We start from the raw sequence: 16780 nt of genomic DNA, 5'->3' as shown, positions 1-16780 counted from the left end.
CTCAGGGCGCCACGAGCGGGTCGTAGGAGTCCGGGCGGCGGTCGCGGTAGAACTGCCACAGGTTGCGCACCTCGGACAGCTTGTCCATGTCCAGGTCCCGCACCACGACCTCGTCCTCGGTGTCGGAGGCGGCGTCGCCGACCAGCTCGCCGCGCGGGTCGACGAAGTAGGTCTGACCGTAGAAGTCGTTGTCGCCCAGCGGTTCCACGCCGACCCGGTTGATCGCGCCGACGTAGTACTCGTTCGCCACGGCCGCCGCGGGCTGCTCCAGGCGCCACAGGTACTGCGACAGGCCGCGGCTGGTCGCCGACGGGTTGAACACGATCTTCGCCCCCGCCAGGCCGAGCGCGCGCCAGCCCTCCGGGAAGTGCCGGTCGTAGCAGATGTAGACGCCGATCCGGCCGACCGCGGTGTCGAACACCGGGTAGCCGGTGTTGCCGGGCCGGAAGTAGAACTTCTCCCAGAAGCCCTTGACCTGCGGGATGTGGTTCTTCCGGTACTTACCCAGGTACCTGCCGTCGGCGTCGATCACCGCGGCGGTGTTGTAGTAGACGCCGGCCTGCTCCTCCTCGTACATCGGCGCGACGATGACGATGCCGTGCCGCTCGGCGACCTCCTGCAGCAGCTTGGTCGTCGGGCCGTCCGGGATGCCCTCGGTGTAGGAGTAGTAGTCGGCGTCCTGCACCTGGCAGAAGTACGGGCCGTAGAACAGCTCCTGCAGGCACACCACCTGCGCGCCCTGCGAGGCGGCCGTGCCGATCGCCTCGACGGCGCCGGCGATCATCGAGTCCTTGTCACCCGTCCACCGCTGCTGTACCAACGCGGCTCGGACCAGACTGCTCACGGGTTTCCTCCTTCGGTTGACGGTGCGCCCACGACAGCGCGAGGTAGACGACGAAGGCGCCGACGAGACCGGCGACCCAGCTGTAGTCGTAGAGGGGTTTGAGGAACGGGATCAGCCCGTCGGCGGGGAACGGGCCCTGCGAACCGGGCGCGGTGTAGGCGCCGCCGACCGCGAGCAGCCCGCCCACGGCGGTGGCGACCAGCGCGCGCCAGTTCCAGCCGGCGCGGAACCAGTACCGGCCGCCCTCGGCGTAGAGCCCGGCCAGGTCCAGGTTGGTGCGCTTGACCACCCAGTAGCCGGCCACCAGCACCCCGGCGACCGCGCCGAGCACACCGCCGTAGAAGCCCAGCCAGGCGAAGATGTAGATGTCGGGGTCGGAGTAGAGCTTCCACGGCATGATCACCACGCCGATCACGCCGGTGATCAGCCCGCCGACGGCGAAGGTGATCCGCTTGGGGAAGGCGTTGGAGAAGTCGTAGGACGGGCTGACCACGTTCGCCGCGAGGTTGGCCGAGATCGTGGCGAGCACCAGCGCGATCAGCGCGACCACCACCAGCGCCGGGCTGGAGAACCGGTCGGCCAGCTGCGCCGGGTCCCAGATCGCCTCACCGTAGAGCACCTGGCCGCCCGAGGTGGTCAGGATCGCCACGATCGCGATGAACGTCATCGTGGTCGGCAGGCCGAGCACCTGGCCGCGGGCCTGCGTGCGCTGGCTGCCGCCGAAGCGGGTGAAGTCCGGCATGTTCAGCGACAGCGTCGACCAGAACGCGATCATCGCCATCAGCGACGGCGCGAAGATCGTCCAGAATTCGGTGCCCCAGCCCAGCTTCGCCGGCTCGGACAGGATCGGGCCCAGGCCACCGGCCTTGATGAGGACGTACGCGAGCAGGATCAGGAACCCGACCGACACCAGCGGCGCGGTCCAGTTCTCGAACCGCCGCACCGCCTCCATCCCGCGCCAGATGATCAGCATCTGGACCACCCAGAAGACGCCGAACGACAGCCACAGCGTCCACGGCTGGCCGCCCACCTCGGCCGCGTTGCGCCACCCGGACCCGGTCAGCTTGCCGACCAGGATGTAGATCGCCTCGCCGCCGACCCAGGTCTGGATGCCGAACCAGCCGCACGCGATGAACGCCCGCAGCAGCGCCGCCAGGTTCGCGCCCCGGATCCCGTAGAAGGCGCGGGCGAACACCGGGAACGGGATGCCGTACTTGGTGCCGGCGTGGCTGTTGAGCAGCATCGGGATCAGCACGATCAGGTTGCCCAGGGTGATCGTGATCAGTGCCTGGAGCCAGTTCATCCCCAGCGCGATCAACGAGGCGGCGAGCGCGTAGCTGGGAATGTTGTGCGCCATTCCCATCCACAGGGCGAAATAGTTGTAGGTGCTCCAGGTGCGCTTTTCCACCGGAACCGGAGCGAGCTCGTCGTTGTAGAACCGGCTACCACGGATCGGCGCGGTGTCGCTGAGATCCACCCGGCCGTCGGGTCGCGTGATCTGCGAGGTGGGTTCCATTGCGGAATCGTGCTCGTCCCCGGCGCGGGGGAGGCACTGTCAGAGTGTTCACCGTTGCCCGCGTCGGAACGCATAGTGTCGATTGCGCCCGGCGCGGGCCGGTGCATCACCCGGACGTGCAAGCCGCTCGTGACAGCCGGTCAATCTGAGCGAAACACGGATTCAGAATTCGAAGACCCCGGCGGACTCCGCGGCCGCGGCGCACTTGTTGCCGTAGGTGTGGGTGTAGACCACCGGCTTGCCGCGCCAGTGGCCCTTGGCGGTGGCGGCGACCGGGCTGTAGATCATCGGGCACACCGTCGCCTCACCGGGGATGCGGTCGATGTCACCGTCCACAGTGGTCAGCGTCGTGCAGGCCTTGGCCTTGCGGGGGTGGCTGCCGCCGGGCGGGTGGCAGTCCAGGCTCACGGTGACGACCCGGCCGGCGCCGTCCTGCAGGGAGAGCATGAGGCTGGCCGCGGGCGTCTGGGCCGGCGGCGCGGCCATGCCCAGGACCGACGCCGCGGCGGGGAGTAGGGCGGAAAGAGGCATATCGGGGCTATCGGCTGGACCGCGGGGAAACTGTGTTACCGGTTCGGGTGATCGTCGGACAGATCATGGGCCAGCAGCGCGAGGTAGAGCGACAGCATCGATTCAGGGTCCTCCAACGGCACGCCCAGGACCTGCTCGATGCGCGCGAGCTGCTGGTAGTAGGCGGTGCGGGAGGTGTGCGCCGCCGCGGCCGCCGCCGACTTGTTTCCGCCGTGCTCGCAGTAGTGCCGCAGGGCCTGGACCAGCCGGGTGCCCGACGCCGCGTCCCGGGACAGCAGCGGGCCCAGCTCGCGCTCGGCGAACGCGCGGACCCGCTCGTCGTCGGCGAGCAGGTGCAGCAGCCCGCGCAACCGGACGTCCCGCAGGCAGTGCACCTCGCGGTCGGTGTCCGAGCGCAGCGCCGCCGCGGCGACGTGCGCGGCCTCGACCAGGCTGCGGCGGGCGTGGGCGGCGGTCTCGACCACGGTGCCGACGGCGAGCACAACCGGCACCGAGGTGGGCCGCGCCCGCAGCTCCGCGGACAGCCGGCTCAGCACCGCGTCGATTTTGGCCTGCGGCGACAGCGACAGCAGCGCGCGCACGCTGACGTCGTCGACGACCGCGACGAGCGCGGACACCTTCGCCCGGCGCGTGGCCAGCGAGACCGTCTCGGCGAGGTCCCGCAGCACGGTCGGCGCGGACGCCGCCTGGCGCTGCGACGCGGTCATCCGCGGCCGGACCGCGACGCCCACCAGCCGCCCGGACAACGGCGAGCCCAGCGCGGCCGCGCGGGCCAGCAGTTCGGTGGACGGGGCGGGCGAGGTCATCAGCTCGGCGAGCACCGCCCGGTGCGCCTGCCGCTCCAGGCTGTCCGCCTCGCGGGCGACCAGCCGGTGCACCGCGAGCGCCGATGCCGCCCGCTCGGCGACCACGACGTGCCGGTCCGGCGGCGGGTCGTCGCACACGATCACCAGCCGTCCCCAGTCGTGCCCGCGCGCGCCGACGACGGTGACCAGCCAGCCCGCGTCGGCGTGGTAGCCGGTGCGCTCGCCCAGGTGCACGGTGCGGGAGCGGGCCGGCCAGCCGGTCAGCAGCTCGGCCGGATCACTGCCCGCGGAGTCGTAGGCGAGCACCTCGTGCGCCAGGGTTTCCAGCACGACCGGCGACTCGGTCATGCGCGCGACCTCGCGCAGCACCTCGGCCGGTTCCGCGCCGGCGACGGTGAGCTGCGTGAACACCTGGTGCACGTGCTCGGCGGCACGCAGCTCGGCGACCTGGGCGTCCACGATCAGCCCGTTCACCGCCTCGGTGACCGCGACGTAGCGCGTCTCGCGGGACAGGGTGATCAGCGGCAGCTCGTGCCGCGCGGCGGCGTCGACCAGGGCGCGGGGCAGCGCGTCGCTCCAGTGCCGGACCAGCTCGACCACCAGTCCCGCGGCCCCGGCCTCGGCGAGCCCGTCCACGTACTTCGCCAGCTGCGTGGCGTCGTCCGGCAGCGCGATCCCGGTCGTCAGGACCAGTTCCCCGCCCTTGAGCAGGTGCCCGATGTCGGCGACCTCGGCGACGTGCACCCACCGCACCCGGGTGTCCAGCCGCTGCCCGCCCGCGACCACCTTCGGGCGGCCGTGCCGCAGCACCGGCAGGGCCAGGACGTCCGCGACCGTCGGGTACAAGCGCCACCTCCTCGCCAGAAAGCAGACTGTACGGCCGATCCGGCCATTGGGTACATGTTGTGTGTGGTGGCCGGGCGCGACGGCCACCGAGACTGGCGGGCATGAGCGAATCGGAGCTGCTGGCCCGGCACCGGGCGGTCCTGCCGAACTGGCTGGCCCTGTACTACGACGAGCCCCTGGAGATCGTGCGAGCGCAGGGGAGGCGGGTCACCGATTCCTCCGGAACCACCTATCTGGACTTCTTCGCCGGCATCCTCACCAACGCCATCGGCTACGACATCGCCGAGATCTCCGACGCCATCCGCGCCCAGGTCGACTCCGGCGTCCTGCACACCTCGACGCTGTACCTGATCCGCAAGCAGGTCGAGCTGGCCGAGCAGATCGCTCAGCTGAGCGGCATCCCGGACGCCAAGGTGTTCTTCACCAGCTCCGGCACCGAGGCCAACGAGACCGCGCTGATGCTCGCGACGCAGTACCGCCGCTCCAACCAGGTGCTCGCGATGCGCAACAGCTACCACGGCCGGGCGTTCGCCACGGTCGGCATCACCGGCAACCGCGGCTGGTCGGCCAGCTCGCTGTCCCCGGTCAAGGTCTCCTACGTGCACGGCGGCTACCGCTACCGGGACGCGTTCCGGAACCTTTCCGACGCCGGCTACGTGCGTGCCTGCACCGACGACCTCCGCGACGTCCTGGAGACCACCACCTCGGGGGACGTGGCCGCGTTGATCGCCGAGCCGATCCAGGGCGTCGGCGGGTTCAACGTGCCGCCGGACGGGTTGTTCGCGGCCTTCAAGGAGGTCCTCGACGAATACGGGATCCTGCTGATCTCCGACGAGGTCCAGACCGGCTGGGGCCGCACCGGCGAGCACTTCTGGGGCATCCAGGCGCACGGCGTGACCCCGGACGCGATGACGTTCGCCAAGGGCCTGGGCAACGGGCTGGCGATCGGCGGCGTGGTGGCCCGCGGTGAGGTGATGGACTCGATCACCGCCAACTCGATCTCGACCTTCGGCGGCAACCCGGTGTCCACCGCGGGCGCGAAGGCGACCCTGGACTACCTGCTCAGCCACGACCTGCAGGGCAACGCCGCGAAGCAGGGCGCGCGCCTGATGACCGGGCTGCGCGACCTCGCCGAGCGCTACGACGTCGTCGGCGACGTGCGCGGCAAGGGCCTGATGATCGGCGTCGAGCTGGTCGAGCCGGACGGGTCGCCGAGCCCGGAGTCCGCGCGCCTGGTGCTGGAGGAGACCCGCGCCCGCGGTCTGCTGGCCGGCAAGGGCGGGCTGCACGGCAACGTGATCCGGCTGGCTCCCCCGATGACGTTGACCGACGAGGAAACCGGTGAGGCGCTCGAAATCCTCCGGGAATCGATCGCCGCCGTGCAGGAGGCGCGGAAGTGACGCAGCGGATCAGCCACTGGATCGACGGCAAGACCTGGGCTGGGGTAGCGGACCGGACCGGGGAGGTGTTCGACCCCGCCACCGGTGAAGTACGCGCTCGCGTGGACTTCGCCGGTGGCGGGCAGGTGGACGAGGCCGTCGCGGCGGCCGCGCGTGCCTTCCCCGGCTGGCGGGACACCTCGCTCGCGGCCCGGTCGCGGGTGCTGTTCCGGTTCCGCGAGCTGCTCACCGCCCGCAAGGACGAGCTGGCCGCGATCATCACCGCCGAGCACGGCAAGGTGCTCTCCGACGCGGCGGGGGAGATCGCCCGCGCCATCGAGAACGTCGAGTACGCCTGCGGCGCGCCGCAGATGCTCAAGGGCGGGTTCAGCGAGAACGCCTCCACCGGCGTCGACGTGTACTCGATCGCCCAGCCGCTCGGCGTGGTCGGGGTGATCTCGCCGTTCAACTTCCCGGCGATGGTGCCGCTGTGGTTCGTGCCCAACGCGCTGGCCTGCGGAAACACGGTCGTGCTCAAGCCGAGCGAGAAGGACCCGTCGGCGTCGCTGTTCATCGCCGAGCTGTTCGCCGAGGCCGGGCTGCCCGACGGCGCGCTCAACGTGCTGCACGGCGACAAGGTCGCGGTCGACGGGCTGCTGGAGCACCCGGTGGTGAAGGCGATCTCGTTCGTCGGCTCGACGCCGATCGCGCGGTACGTCTACGAGACCGGCACCCGCCACGGCAAGCGGGTGCAGGCGCTGGGCGGGGCGAAGAACCACATGGTCGTGCTGCCCGACGCCGACCTCGCGCCGGCCGCCGACGCCGCGGTGTCGGCCGGGTTCGGGTCGGCGGGGGAGCGGTGCATGGCGGTGTCGGTGGTCGTCGCCGTGGACCCGATCGCGGACGAGCTGGTCGCCAAGATCGCCTCCCGGATGGCCGGCCTGACGGTCGGTGACGGGCGTGAGGCGGAGTCGGAGATGGGCCCGCTGGTCACCGCGGCGCACCGGGACCGGGTGCGGTCCTATGTGGAGGCCGGGGTCTCGGCGGGGGCGTCGCTGGTCGTGGACGGCCGGTCGGTTTCCGTGTCCGGCGGCGGGTTCTGGCTCGGCCCGACCCTGTTCGACCACGTGCGCACCGACATGCCGATCTACACCGACGAGATCTTCGGCCCGGTGCTGTCGGTCGTCCGGACGGGCAGCTACGACGACGCGCTCGCGCTGGTGAACGCCAACGCCTACGGCAACGGGACGGCGATCTTCACCAACGACGGCCGGGCGGCGCGGCGGTTCCAGAACGAGGTCGAAGTCGGGATGGTCGGGCTCAACGTGCCCATCCCGGTGCCCGTCGGGTACTACTCCTTCGGCGGCTGGAAGGACTCCCTCTTCGGCGACAGCCACGCCTACGGGCCGGAGGGCTTCCACTTCTTCACCCGCACGAAGGTCGTCACGTCCCGCTGGCCGGACCCGTCCCAGGGCGGGGTGAACCTGGGCTTCCCGCGCAACTCCTGAGCGCCCGCTCACCGAGCTGGGACACGCCGCCCGCCACTTCCGTAAACTCGTGGTGAGATACCGCCCGTACGGTTCGGAGGTGAGGCGTGCCCAGCTCGGAGGAGCGTCGCTTCGAGGTCCTGCGCGCCATCGTCGCGGACTACGTGTCGACCCAGGAACCGGTCGGCTCCAAGGCTCTCGTGGACCGGCACAGCCTCGGCGTGTCCAGCGCGACGGTGCGCAACGACATGGCGGTCCTGGAGGAGGAGGGGTACATCACCCAGCCCCACACCAGCGCCGGCCGCATTCCCACGGACAAGGGGTACCGGCTCTTCGTCGACCGGTTGTCCGAGGTCAAGCCGCTCAGCTCGGCCGAACGGCGGGCCATCATCAGCTTCCTCGACGGGGCGCTCGACCTGGACGACGTGCTGCGCCGCTCGGTGCGGCTGCTCGCCCAGCTGACCCGGCAGGTCGCGGTCATCCAGTACCCGACGATGTCCAACTCGTCCCTGCGCCACCTCGAAGTGGTGCCGCTCACACCGGCCCGCCTGATGCTGGTGATCATCACCGACGCCGGACGGGTGGACCAGCGCACGGTGGACCTCGGCGACGTGATGACCGAGGAGAACGTCGCCCGCATCCGCGAGATGCTCAACGCCGCGCTGGCCGGCCGTCGCCTCACCGACGCGGCCTCGCGGGTCACCGAGCTGCCCGACCAGGCGCCCGGCGAACTGCGCGACGCGCTGGTGCGGATCTGCACGCTGCTGGTCGAGCACCTGGTCGAGCACCCCGAGGAACGCCTGGTCCTGGGCGGTACGGCCAACCTCACCCGCAGCGTCGCCGACTTCCCCGGATCGCTGCGCCAGGTGCTGGAGGCGCTCGAGGAACAGGTCGTGGTGCTCAAGCTGCTCGCCGCGGCGCGCAACCCCGGTGCGGTGACCGTGCGCATCGGTGAAGAGAATGAGGACGAGCAGATGCGCAGCACCTCGGTCGTGTCGATCGGCTACGGCAAGAACGACATGCTGCTCGGTGGCATGGGTGTGGTCGGTCCGACCCGGATGGACTACCCCGGCACGATCGCCGCGGTGCGCGCGGTGGCCAACTACGTGGGGCAGATCCTGGCCGGCGGCTAGCCAGGGTGATGCTCGTCTAGGAGGACGGTTCAGAAGGTGGCCAGGGACTACTACGGCATCCTCGGGGTGCCCAAGAACGCGAGTGATCAGGAGATCAAGCGCGCCTACCGCAAGCTCGCCCGCGAGCTGCATCCCGACGTCAACCCGTCCGAGGACGCCCAGCACAGGTTCAGCGAGGTCACCACGGCCTACGAGGTCCTGTCGGACCCGCAGAAGCGCAAGATCGTGGACCTCGGCGGCGACCCGCTGGACAACGGCGCCCGCGCCGGTGGCGGCGGTGACCCGTTCGGCGGGTTCGGTGGTCTCGGCGACATCATGGACGCCTTCTTCGGCGCGGCCACCGGTGGTGGTGGTCGCGGGCGCGGCCCGCGCAGCCGGGTCCAGCCGGGCTCGGACGCGCTGATCCGGATCAGCCTGAGCCTCGAGGAGTGCGCGACCGGGGTCGACAAGGAGATCACGGTCGACACGGCGGTGCTGTGCGACCAGTGCCACGGCAACGGCACGGCCCCCGGCGGCACGGTCAAGACCTGCGACACGTGTGGCGGGCAGGGCGAGATCCAGTCGGTGCAGCGGTCGTTCCTCGGGCAGGTCGTCACGTCGCGGCCGTGCCCGGTGTGCCGCGGCTTCGGCGAGGTCATCACCGACCCGTGCCGCCAGTGTGGTGGCGACGGCCGGGTGCGCGCGCGCCGCTCGGTGACGGCGAAGATCCCGGCCGGGGCGGGCGACGGGATGCGGATCCGGTTGTCGGCGCAGGGCGAGGTGGGTCCCGGTGGCGGCCCGGCGGGCGACCTCTACATCGAGGTCGACGAGGAGCCGCACGAGGTGTTCGTGCGCGAGGGCCACGACCTGCACTGCAACCTGCGGATCCCGATGACGGCGGCGGCGCTGGGCGCCACGGTGCCGCTGGAGACCCTGATCGACGGCGAGTACGAGCTGTCGGTCGACCCGGGCACCCAGTCGGGCACCGAGCTGGTGCTGGCGGGCATGGGCATGCCGCGGCTGCGGTCGTCCGGGCGGGTCGACGGGCGTGGCGACCTGCACGTCCACGTGGACGTCACGGTGCCGACCAAGCTCGACGACGCCCAGCGGGAGCTGCTGCAGCAGCTGGCCCAGCTGCGCGGCGAGGAGTCCGGGATGTCCAACGGGCGGCACCAGGGCGGGCTGTTCTCGAAGCTGCGCGCCAAGAGCCACAAGTAATGCCGTCCACCACGCCGCCGGTGTTCCTCGTCGAGGAGGTGCCTGCTTCGGGTGACCTGGTGCTCGACGGCGAGGAGGCCCGGCACGCGGCGACCGTGCGGCGCATGCGGGCGGGGGAGCGGCTGGTCGTGTCGGACGGCCGGGGCTCGGCCGCGGAGTGCGTGATCGCCGGGGTCCGGCCCCGCTGCGCGCCGGTGCTGGACCTGTCGGTGTCCCGGCGGTGGACCGAGCCCGGGCCCGCGGTGCGGGTCGTCGTGGCGCAGGCGCTGGCCAAGGGCGACCGCGGTGAGCTGGCGGTGGAGCTGACGACGGAGGCCGGGGCGGACGAGATCCTGCCGTGGCGCGCCGAGCGCAGTGTGGTGCGCTGGGAGGAGGGCCCGCGCGGGGCGAAGGCGCTGGCCCGCTGGCAGAACACGGCGCGCGCGGCGGCGAAGCAGGCCCGGCGGGCGTGGGTGCCGCCGGTTCGCGAGCCGGTGACCACGGCGCAGCTGGCCGAGGTGGTGGCGCGGGCGGCCTGCGCGGTGGTGCTCGAAGGCAGCGCTTCGCGGCGGCTGACTTCGTTGTCGCTGCCCGAGGCCGGTGACGTGGTGCTGGTGGTGGGCCCGGAGGGCGGCATCACGGACGGCGAGCTGGAGACCCTGACCGCGGCGGGCGCCGTCGGGGTCCGCCTGGGCCCGACGGTGCTGCGAACCTCAACCGCGGCGGCGGTGGCGCTGGGCGCCCTGGGCGCGATGACGTCCCGCTGGGCTTGATTCCGGCTGGGCCGGTGGCGGCTGGGCCGCCCTGGGCCCAATGCCCCCCCCCGCTGCGGTGCCGACCTCCCCAAGTCCGCCACGGCGTGGCGCATTCCACGCCCAGCCCAACCTCCGCGCTCGAACCCCTCACCGGCCGCGCCGGGCCACCCCCGATCGTCACGCAGCGTGGTCGCCGTTCCGGGCGAATCAGCCCGGTGGCGGCGCCCGCGAACCCGCGCCCCACCGGCGCGGACGCCCATTCGCGTACCGGCCGTCTTCGGAACCTGGAAAAAAAATGGGTGTCGACTGTGGCGCACGAGCCGTCGCACCCATTACCCTGGCCCACACGACACCTGGGGTGGCCCCCGGGTGCCCAAAGCCCCGCCGGACACCTCCCCCCTCGGTCCGGCGGAGCCGCGGAGGCGGTGGAGCGACCCCCAGGCTCCACCGCCCCGCGGCGTCTCCCGCGATCCGCGACTTCCCTTGTGCCACCGGGCATCCCGGCACGCGATAGGGTTCGCCGCATGAGTGATGCCGAGACGTTGTTCGAGCGGATCATCGCGGGCGAGATTCCGAGCGACAAGGTGTACGAAACCGAAACAACTTTCGCGTTTCGTGATATCCAGCCGCAGGCCCGCGTGCACGTGCTCGTGGTGCCGAAGAAGCGTTACCGGAATGTCGCCGAGCTGGCCGCGGCCGATCCGCAACTGCTGTCCGACGTGCTGACCACCGCCGCGAAGGTCGCCGAGCTGGAGGGCATCGCCGAGTCGGGCTACCGCGTGGTCTTCAACACGGAGGGTGACGCCGGCCAGACCGTCTTCCACGTGCACGCGCACGTCCTGGGCGGGGAGCAGCTCGGGTTCTTCGGGCGACTCGCGAAGTAACCGACTGCGCGCGACCCGCCCGGCCCGCTAGCATCGATGGGGTAAGCAGGAAGCGAGCAGCGGAAACGCAGAAGGCAGGCCCGAGGAAACTTGGCCGGAACCGCACAGGGTGGAGCCGCCCGATCGGACGTTCCCGACAGCGCCGGGGACGTCACTGAGACCACCGGAACCGCACGGAGCACGCGCAGCGCCCAGTCCCGGTTCCCCATCCCGGACGGCGCCGTGCTGACGCTGCTCGGATCCCGCGACGAGAACCTGCGGGTCGCCGAGGAACTGCTGGCCGCCGACGTGCACGTCCGGGGCAACGAGGTCACCCTCACCGGGGAGCCCGCGGACGTCGCGTTCGGCGAGCGCGTCTTCGCCGAGCTGGTCGCCCTGGCCGGGCGCGGCCAGCAGGTCGGCCCGGACACCGTCCGCCGCACCGTCGGCATGCTCTCGGCGGGCGGCACGGAGTCGCCCGCCGAAGTGCTCAGCATGGACATCCTGTCCCGGCGTGGCCGCACCATCCGCCCCAAGACGCTGAACCAGAAGCGCTACGTCGACGCCATCGACAAGCACACGATCGTGTTCGGGGTCGGCCCAGCCGGCACCGGCAAGACGTACCTGGCGATGGCGAAGGCCGTGCAGGCACTGCAGGCCAAGCAGATCACCCGGATCATCCTCACCCGCCCCGCGGTCGAGGCCGGGGAGCGGCTCGGCTTCCTGCCGGGCACGCTGTCCGAGAAGATCGACCCGTACCTGCGGCCGCTCTACGACGCGCTGCACGACATGGTCGACCCGGACTCGATCCCGCGCCTGATCCAGGCCGGCACGATCGAGATCGCGCCGCTGGCCTACATGCGCGGCCGCACCCTCAACGACGCGTTCATCATCCTCGACGAGGCGCAGAACACCACGCCCGAGCAGATGAAGATGTTCCTCACCCGGCTCGGCTTCGGCTCGAAGATCGTGGTGACCGGCGACATCACGCAGGTCGACCTGCCGACCGGGCAGAAGTCGGGCCTGCGGGTGGTGCGTGACATCCTGGAAGGCGTGGAAGACTTGCATTTCGCCACGCTGACCAGCTCCGACGTGGTGCGCCACCGGCTGGTCGGGGACATCGTGGACGCCTACGAGAAGTGGCAGGCCGAGCAGGACACGGGTCGAGGCCCCGGCAGTGTCAGTTCGGGCTGGCGGGGCCGGCACTGAGCATGACCATCGAGATCGCGAACGAGTCCGGTGTCGCGGTGGACGAGACCTCGATCGTCGCCGCCGCGCGCTTCGCGCTGGACCGCATGGAGGTCAGCCCGCTCGCCGAGCTGTCGGTGGTGCTGGTGACCCTGGACGTCATGTCCGACCTGCACGAACGCTGGATGGACCTGCCCGGTCCCACCGACGTCATGGCCTTCCCGATGGACGAGCTGGACGCCGCCCGCCGCCCGGACGCCGGTGACCCGTCACCGGCGTTGCTCGGCGACATCGTGCTGTGCCCGGCCTTCGCCAGGGACCAGGCCCGCACGGCCGGTCACTCCCTGCTCGACGAGCTGCACCTGCTCACCGTGCACGGCGTGCTGCACCTGCTCGGCTACGACCACGCCGAACCGGCCGAGGAACGCGAGATGTTCGGGCTGCAGAAGCGGATCCTCGCCGACTTCCAGGCCGCGGTCGCCGAGGCCAAGCGGCGCGACGCGCAGCGCACGGCCGACGACCGGCTGCTGGGAGCCGCGGGCCTGGACGGCCCGGCCGACGCCGAGAGCTGAGGCCACCGGAGATGGCGAGTTCAGCCGCTCTGCTGGTGATCGCCGTGGCGCTGGTGCTGCTCGGCGGCCTGCTCGCGGCCGCCGACGCGGCGGTCAGCAGCGTGTCGAAGGCCCGCGCCGAGGGGCTGATCCGGATGGGCCGCCCCGGCGCCCGCCAGCTGGCCATGGTGATCGACGAGCGGCGACGGCACATCAACCTGCTCGTGCTGCTGCGGCTGGGTTGTGAGCTCACCGCGACGGTCCTGGTCACCGTGGTGTTCCTGCGGTGGATCGAGCCCGAGGCGCTGGCGGTGGTGGTGGCCGCGCTGGTGATGCTGCTGGTCAGCTACGTCCTCATCGGCGTCGGTCCGCGCACGATCGGCCGCCAGCACCCCTACCGCGTCGGCACGCTGGTGGCCTGGCCGGTGCGGGTGCTCGGCTCCGTCCTCGGACCGCTGTCCCGGCTGCTGATCATCATCGGCAACGCGATCACCCCCGGGCAGGGCTTCCGCGAAGGCCCGTTCACCACGGAAATCGAGCTGCGTGAGCTGGCCGACCTGGCCGAGGAGCGCGGGGTGGTGGAGCCGGGCGAGCGGCAGATGATCCACTCGGTGTTCGAGCTGGGCGACACGGTCGCGCGCGAGGTGATGGTGCCGCGCACCGAGATCATCTGGATCGAGCAGACCAAGAGCGTCCGGCAGGCGCTGGCCCTGTCGCTGCGCACCGGCTTCACGCGGCTGCCGGTGATCGACGAGTCGGTGGACGACATCGTCGGCGTGGTCAACATCAAGGACCTGGTGCGCGCGCAGCTCGAGGGCGGCGAGGCCAGACCGGTGGCGGACCTGATGTACCCGGCGAGCTTCGTGCCGGACTCCAAGCGCCTGGACGACCTGCTGCGGGAGATGCAGGTGTCGCACAACCACCTGGCGATCGCGGTCGACGAGTACGGCGGCACCGCGGGCCTGCTGACCATCGAGGACATCCTGGAGGAGATCGTCGGCGAGATCACCGACGAGTCCGACCAGGAGGAGCGGCCGCCGGTCGAGCACCTCGACGACCGCACGGTGCGGGTGTCGGCGCGGCTGGGCGTCGGCGACCTGGGCGAGCTGTTCGGACTGGACCTGGAGGACCACGACGTGGAGACCGTCGGCGGCCTGCTCGCGCAGCGGCTCGGCCGGGTGCCGCTGCCCGGCGCCGAGGCCGAGGTGGACGGGCTGCGGCTGCACGCCGAGGGCGGCAAGGACCGCCGCGGACGGATGCGGATCACGACCGTGGTGGTGCAGGCGGAGAGCGACGAGCTGGCCGGACGTAGGGTGCGTACCGGAAACGGTGACCACGACGAGGCCGACAGGAGTGTGGACCATGCCTGAGCTGGACCCGGAGGACGAGAAGATCGTCATCCTCGCCCGATCCGCGCGGGCGCGGAACTCCGCCGCCGAGGGCGCCGCGGTGCGCGACACCGACGGCCGCACCTACGCGGCCACCACGGTCGACCTGCCGTCGTTCAAGATCACCGCGCTGCAGGCCGCGGTCGCGGCGGCGGTGTCCAGCGGGGCGGAGGGCCTGGAGGCGGCCGCGGTCGTCACGGCCGAGCCGTTCGTGGCCGAGGCGTCCGTGCAGGCCGTGCGCGACCTGGCGAAGACGGCGGCGATCCTGCGGGCCGACCCGTCCGGAACCGTGCGGGAAATCCTGTGACCCACCGCTCCGGTTTCGCCTGCTTCGTCGGCCGCCCCAACGCCGGCAAGTCCACCCTGACCAACTCACTGGTCGGCACCAAGGTCGCGATCACCTCGAGCAAGCCGCAGACCACCCGGCACGCCATCCGCGGCATCGTCCACCGCGACGACGCCCAGCTGGTCATCGTGGACACGCCGGGCGTGCACAAGCCGCGGACCCTGCTCGGGCAGCGGCTCAACGACGTCGTGCGCGAGACGTGGTCCGAAGTGGACGTCGTCGGGTTCTGCGTGCCCGCCGACGAGAAGGTCGGCCCCGGTGACCGCTACATCGCGAGCGAGCTGCGCAAGGTCGCCCAGCGCACGCCGGTGATCGGGATCGTCACCAAGACCGACCTGGCCAAGCCGGAGCAGATCGCCGAGCAGCTGCTGGCGCTGCAGGACGTGCTGGACTTCGAGGAGCTGATCCCGGTGTCCGCCGTGGACGGTTTCCAGGTCCAGCAGCTGGAGGACCTGCTCGTCGCGCGGCTGCCGGAGGGCCCGCAGCTCTACCCGGACGGCGACCTGACCGACGAGCCCGAGCAGACGCTCGTGGCGGAGCTGATCCGCGAGGCGGCGCTGGAGGGCGTGCGCGACGAGCTGCCGCACTCCATCGCGGTGACCGTGGAGGAGATGCTGCCGCGCGAGGACAAGCGCGACCTGCTCGACATCTACGCGACGGTGTACGTCGAGCGGCCCAGCCAGAAGGGGATCATCCTGGGCCACCAGGGCGAACGCATGAAGGCGGTGGGCGCGCAGGCGCGGCAGCAGATCCAGAAGCTGCTGGGCACCAAGGTCTACCTCAACCTGCACGTGAAGGTCGCGAAGGACTGGCAGCGCGACCCGAAGCAGTTGCGCCGCCTGGGTTTCTAGCCGGTTCCTGGTCCGCTGCGGATCACCGGGTACGCTGCCGCCCGACGTGATCCACTTCGAGGGGGAATCCAGTGACCAATCCCTACGGCCAGCCGGGCCAGCCACCTTACGGGCAGTACCCGCAGACCGGCCAGCAGCCCTACGGCCAGCCCTCGGGCGGGTTCCAGCAGCCGTACGGCCAGCCCGGCTATCCCCAGCCCGGTTACCCGCAGAGCCCGGCGTACGGGATGCCGCAGGGGCATCCGGGGCAGCCGCCGTACGGCCGCATCCCGCCGATGCCGGGACAGGCGCACATCGTCGTGCCGGGCTCGCAGATCCAGTTCCCGCACACGCCGCCGCTCGTGCTCGCCACGATGGGCAGCCGGTTCCTCGCCCGGATCGTGGACGGCCTGATCATCGCGGTGCCGCTGATGATCCTGGTGCTGGTCCTGCAGCTCGCGGTGCTCGCCGGTGACCCGGGCACGTGGTGGATCTTCCTGCTGTTCCTGCCGCTGACGTCGCTGTCCGTCCTGGTCTACGAGGGCACGATGCTCGCCACGCGCGGTGCGACGGTGGGCAAGAACGTGGCCGGCATCCGGATCGTCACCGAGCAGTCGGCGGGGCAGCCGGGCGCCGGGATCGGTGGCGGGCCCGCCTTCACCCGGTTGGCCACGATGGTGCTGCCGGGTCTCATCCCGTGCATCGGTGGCCTGGTCGAGCTGCTGGTGGTCCTCTCGCCGTTCTTCGACGAGCAGGCGCGGCAGGGCTGGCACGACAAAGCCGCGAAGACTTACGCCATTTCGACGAAGGCGCTGTACTGAAGTCATGACGGTGCGGCGGTCGTGGCGGAGCGTGCGGGTGACCCCCGCCGTGGCCGCGGCCGGTCTCGCGGCCGGCGCGGCGCTCGGCACGGGGGTGCTCCGGATCCCGTGCTGGTTCCACGCCCTGACCGGCCTGGACTGCCCGTTCTGCGGCGGGAGCCGGGCGCTGGGCGCGTTGTTGCACGGGGACGTCCTCGCGGCTCTGTCGTACAACGCGTTCGCGCTGGTGGTGCTTCTGCCGCTGGCGGTGGTCACGCTGGTCGACGCGGCGCGATGGGAGGCGGGGCGGGCCCGGCGGCGGTCGGTGCCGAGGACCCGGG

17 protein-coding genes are annotated in these 16780 nt (G+C 71.4%); 13 read left to right on the top strand and 4 right to left on the bottom strand.

Annotation, left to right across the window (positions count from 1 at the left end; all coding sequences use genetic code 11):
• Position 1: 1 nt before the first annotated feature.
• From D0D28_RS29340 to D0D28_RS29325, 4 genes are all read right to left on the bottom strand, one after another.
• A complete protein-coding gene (locus tag D0D28_RS29340) occupies positions 2-844 on the bottom strand; it encodes a nitrilase-related carbon-nitrogen hydrolase (protein WP_094008853.1) in 843 nt (280 codons plus the stop codon).
• The gene (locus tag D0D28_RS29335; protein ID WP_116114197.1) at positions 795-2360 is read right to left on the bottom strand and encodes an NCS1 family nucleobase:cation symporter-1; all 1566 of its coding nucleotides are present in this window, start codon (positions 2358-2360) and stop codon (positions 795-797) included. The genes D0D28_RS29340 and D0D28_RS29335 overlap by 50 nt, the downstream gene beginning before the upstream one ends.
• 162 nt (positions 2361-2522) lie before the next feature.
• The gene (locus D0D28_RS29330) at positions 2523-2891 is read right to left on the bottom strand and encodes an SSI family serine proteinase inhibitor (RefSeq protein WP_116114194.1); all 369 of its coding nucleotides are present in this window, start codon (positions 2889-2891) and stop codon (positions 2523-2525) included.
• A gap of 35 nt (positions 2892-2926) precedes the next feature.
• Complete coding sequence (locus D0D28_RS29325; RefSeq protein ID WP_116114191.1) at positions 2927-4543, bottom strand: PucR family transcriptional regulator; 1617 nt, start codon at positions 4541-4543, stop codon at positions 2927-2929.
• A 101-nt stretch (positions 4544-4644) separates the two neighbouring features.
• Between D0D28_RS29325 and D0D28_RS29320 the strand changes: the two genes are divergently transcribed.
• The 13 genes from D0D28_RS29320 to D0D28_RS29260 form a co-directional block, all read left to right on the top strand.
• Entirely contained in the window at positions 4645-5943 is a 1299-nt protein-coding gene (locus tag D0D28_RS29320; RefSeq protein ID WP_094008857.1) for an aspartate aminotransferase family protein, read from the top strand.
• Positions 5940-7430: a CoA-acylating methylmalonate-semialdehyde dehydrogenase gene (locus tag D0D28_RS29315; protein WP_116114189.1), complete on the top strand. Its 1491-nt coding sequence runs from the start codon at positions 5940-5942 to the stop codon at positions 7428-7430. The genes D0D28_RS29320 and D0D28_RS29315 overlap by 4 nt, the downstream gene beginning before the upstream one ends.
• Before the next feature lie 86 nt (positions 7431-7516).
• The gene (gene hrcA, locus D0D28_RS29310) at positions 7517-8542 is read left to right on the top strand and encodes a heat-inducible transcriptional repressor HrcA (protein WP_094008859.1); all 1026 of its coding nucleotides are present in this window, start codon (positions 7517-7519) and stop codon (positions 8540-8542) included.
• A gap of 36 nt (positions 8543-8578) precedes the next feature.
• Positions 8579-9739 carry a molecular chaperone DnaJ gene (gene dnaJ, locus D0D28_RS29305; RefSeq protein ID WP_116114186.1) on the top strand — a complete coding sequence of 387 codons (1161 nt, stop codon included), beginning with the start codon at positions 8579-8581 and terminating at the stop codon, positions 9737-9739.
• Positions 9739-10491, top strand: coding sequence for a 16S rRNA (uracil(1498)-N(3))-methyltransferase (locus D0D28_RS29300; RefSeq protein ID WP_116114184.1), 753 nt, complete (start codon positions 9739-9741; stop codon positions 10489-10491). The genes dnaJ and D0D28_RS29300 overlap by 1 nt, the downstream gene beginning before the upstream one ends.
• 506 nt (positions 10492-10997) lie before the next feature.
• Positions 10998-11357 carry a histidine triad nucleotide-binding protein gene (locus D0D28_RS29295; protein WP_094008862.1) on the top strand — a complete coding sequence of 120 codons (360 nt, stop codon included), beginning with the start codon at positions 10998-11000 and terminating at the stop codon, positions 11355-11357.
• 90 nt (positions 11358-11447) lie between these two features.
• Positions 11448-12545: a PhoH family protein gene (locus tag D0D28_RS29290; RefSeq protein ID WP_116114181.1), complete on the top strand. Its 1098-nt coding sequence runs from the start codon at positions 11448-11450 to the stop codon at positions 12543-12545.
• Positions 12546-12547: 2 nt separating this feature from the next.
• On the top strand, positions 12548-13096 hold the full coding sequence (gene ybeY, locus D0D28_RS29285; protein WP_094008864.1) for an rRNA maturation RNase YbeY: 549 nt from the start codon (positions 12548-12550) through the stop codon (positions 13094-13096).
• Between the two features lie 11 nt (positions 13097-13107).
• Positions 13108-14445, top strand: a complete 1338-nt coding sequence (locus D0D28_RS29280) for a hemolysin family protein (RefSeq protein WP_116114178.1) — start codon at positions 13108-13110, stop codon at positions 14443-14445.
• A complete protein-coding gene (locus D0D28_RS29275) occupies positions 14438-14770 on the top strand; it encodes a cytidine deaminase (protein WP_094008866.1) in 333 nt (110 codons plus the stop codon). Before D0D28_RS29280 ends, D0D28_RS29275 begins: the two co-directional genes overlap by 8 nt.
• Positions 14767-15660 (top strand): GTPase Era, encoded by an 894-nt coding sequence (gene era, locus D0D28_RS29270; RefSeq protein ID WP_094008867.1) that lies wholly within the window; start codon positions 14767-14769, stop codon positions 15658-15660. The genes D0D28_RS29275 and era overlap by 4 nt, the downstream gene beginning before the upstream one ends.
• Before the next feature lie 71 nt (positions 15661-15731).
• Positions 15732-16460, top strand: coding sequence for an RDD family protein (locus D0D28_RS29265; protein ID WP_116114176.1), 729 nt, complete (start codon positions 15732-15734; stop codon positions 16458-16460).
• A gap of 4 nt (positions 16461-16464) precedes the next feature.
• On the top strand, positions 16465-16780 hold a 316-nt coding region (locus D0D28_RS29260), incomplete at its 3' end, for a DUF2752 domain-containing protein (protein ID WP_162831231.1).

Source organism: Amycolatopsis ruanii, assembly GCF_003385175.1.
GTDB classification, from domain to species: domain Bacteria; phylum Actinomycetota; class Actinomycetes; order Mycobacteriales; family Pseudonocardiaceae; genus Amycolatopsis_E; species Amycolatopsis_E thermalba.
Note: the sequence above shows the minus strand (reverse complement) of the source record. Positions and strands in the feature narration are given on the sequence as shown.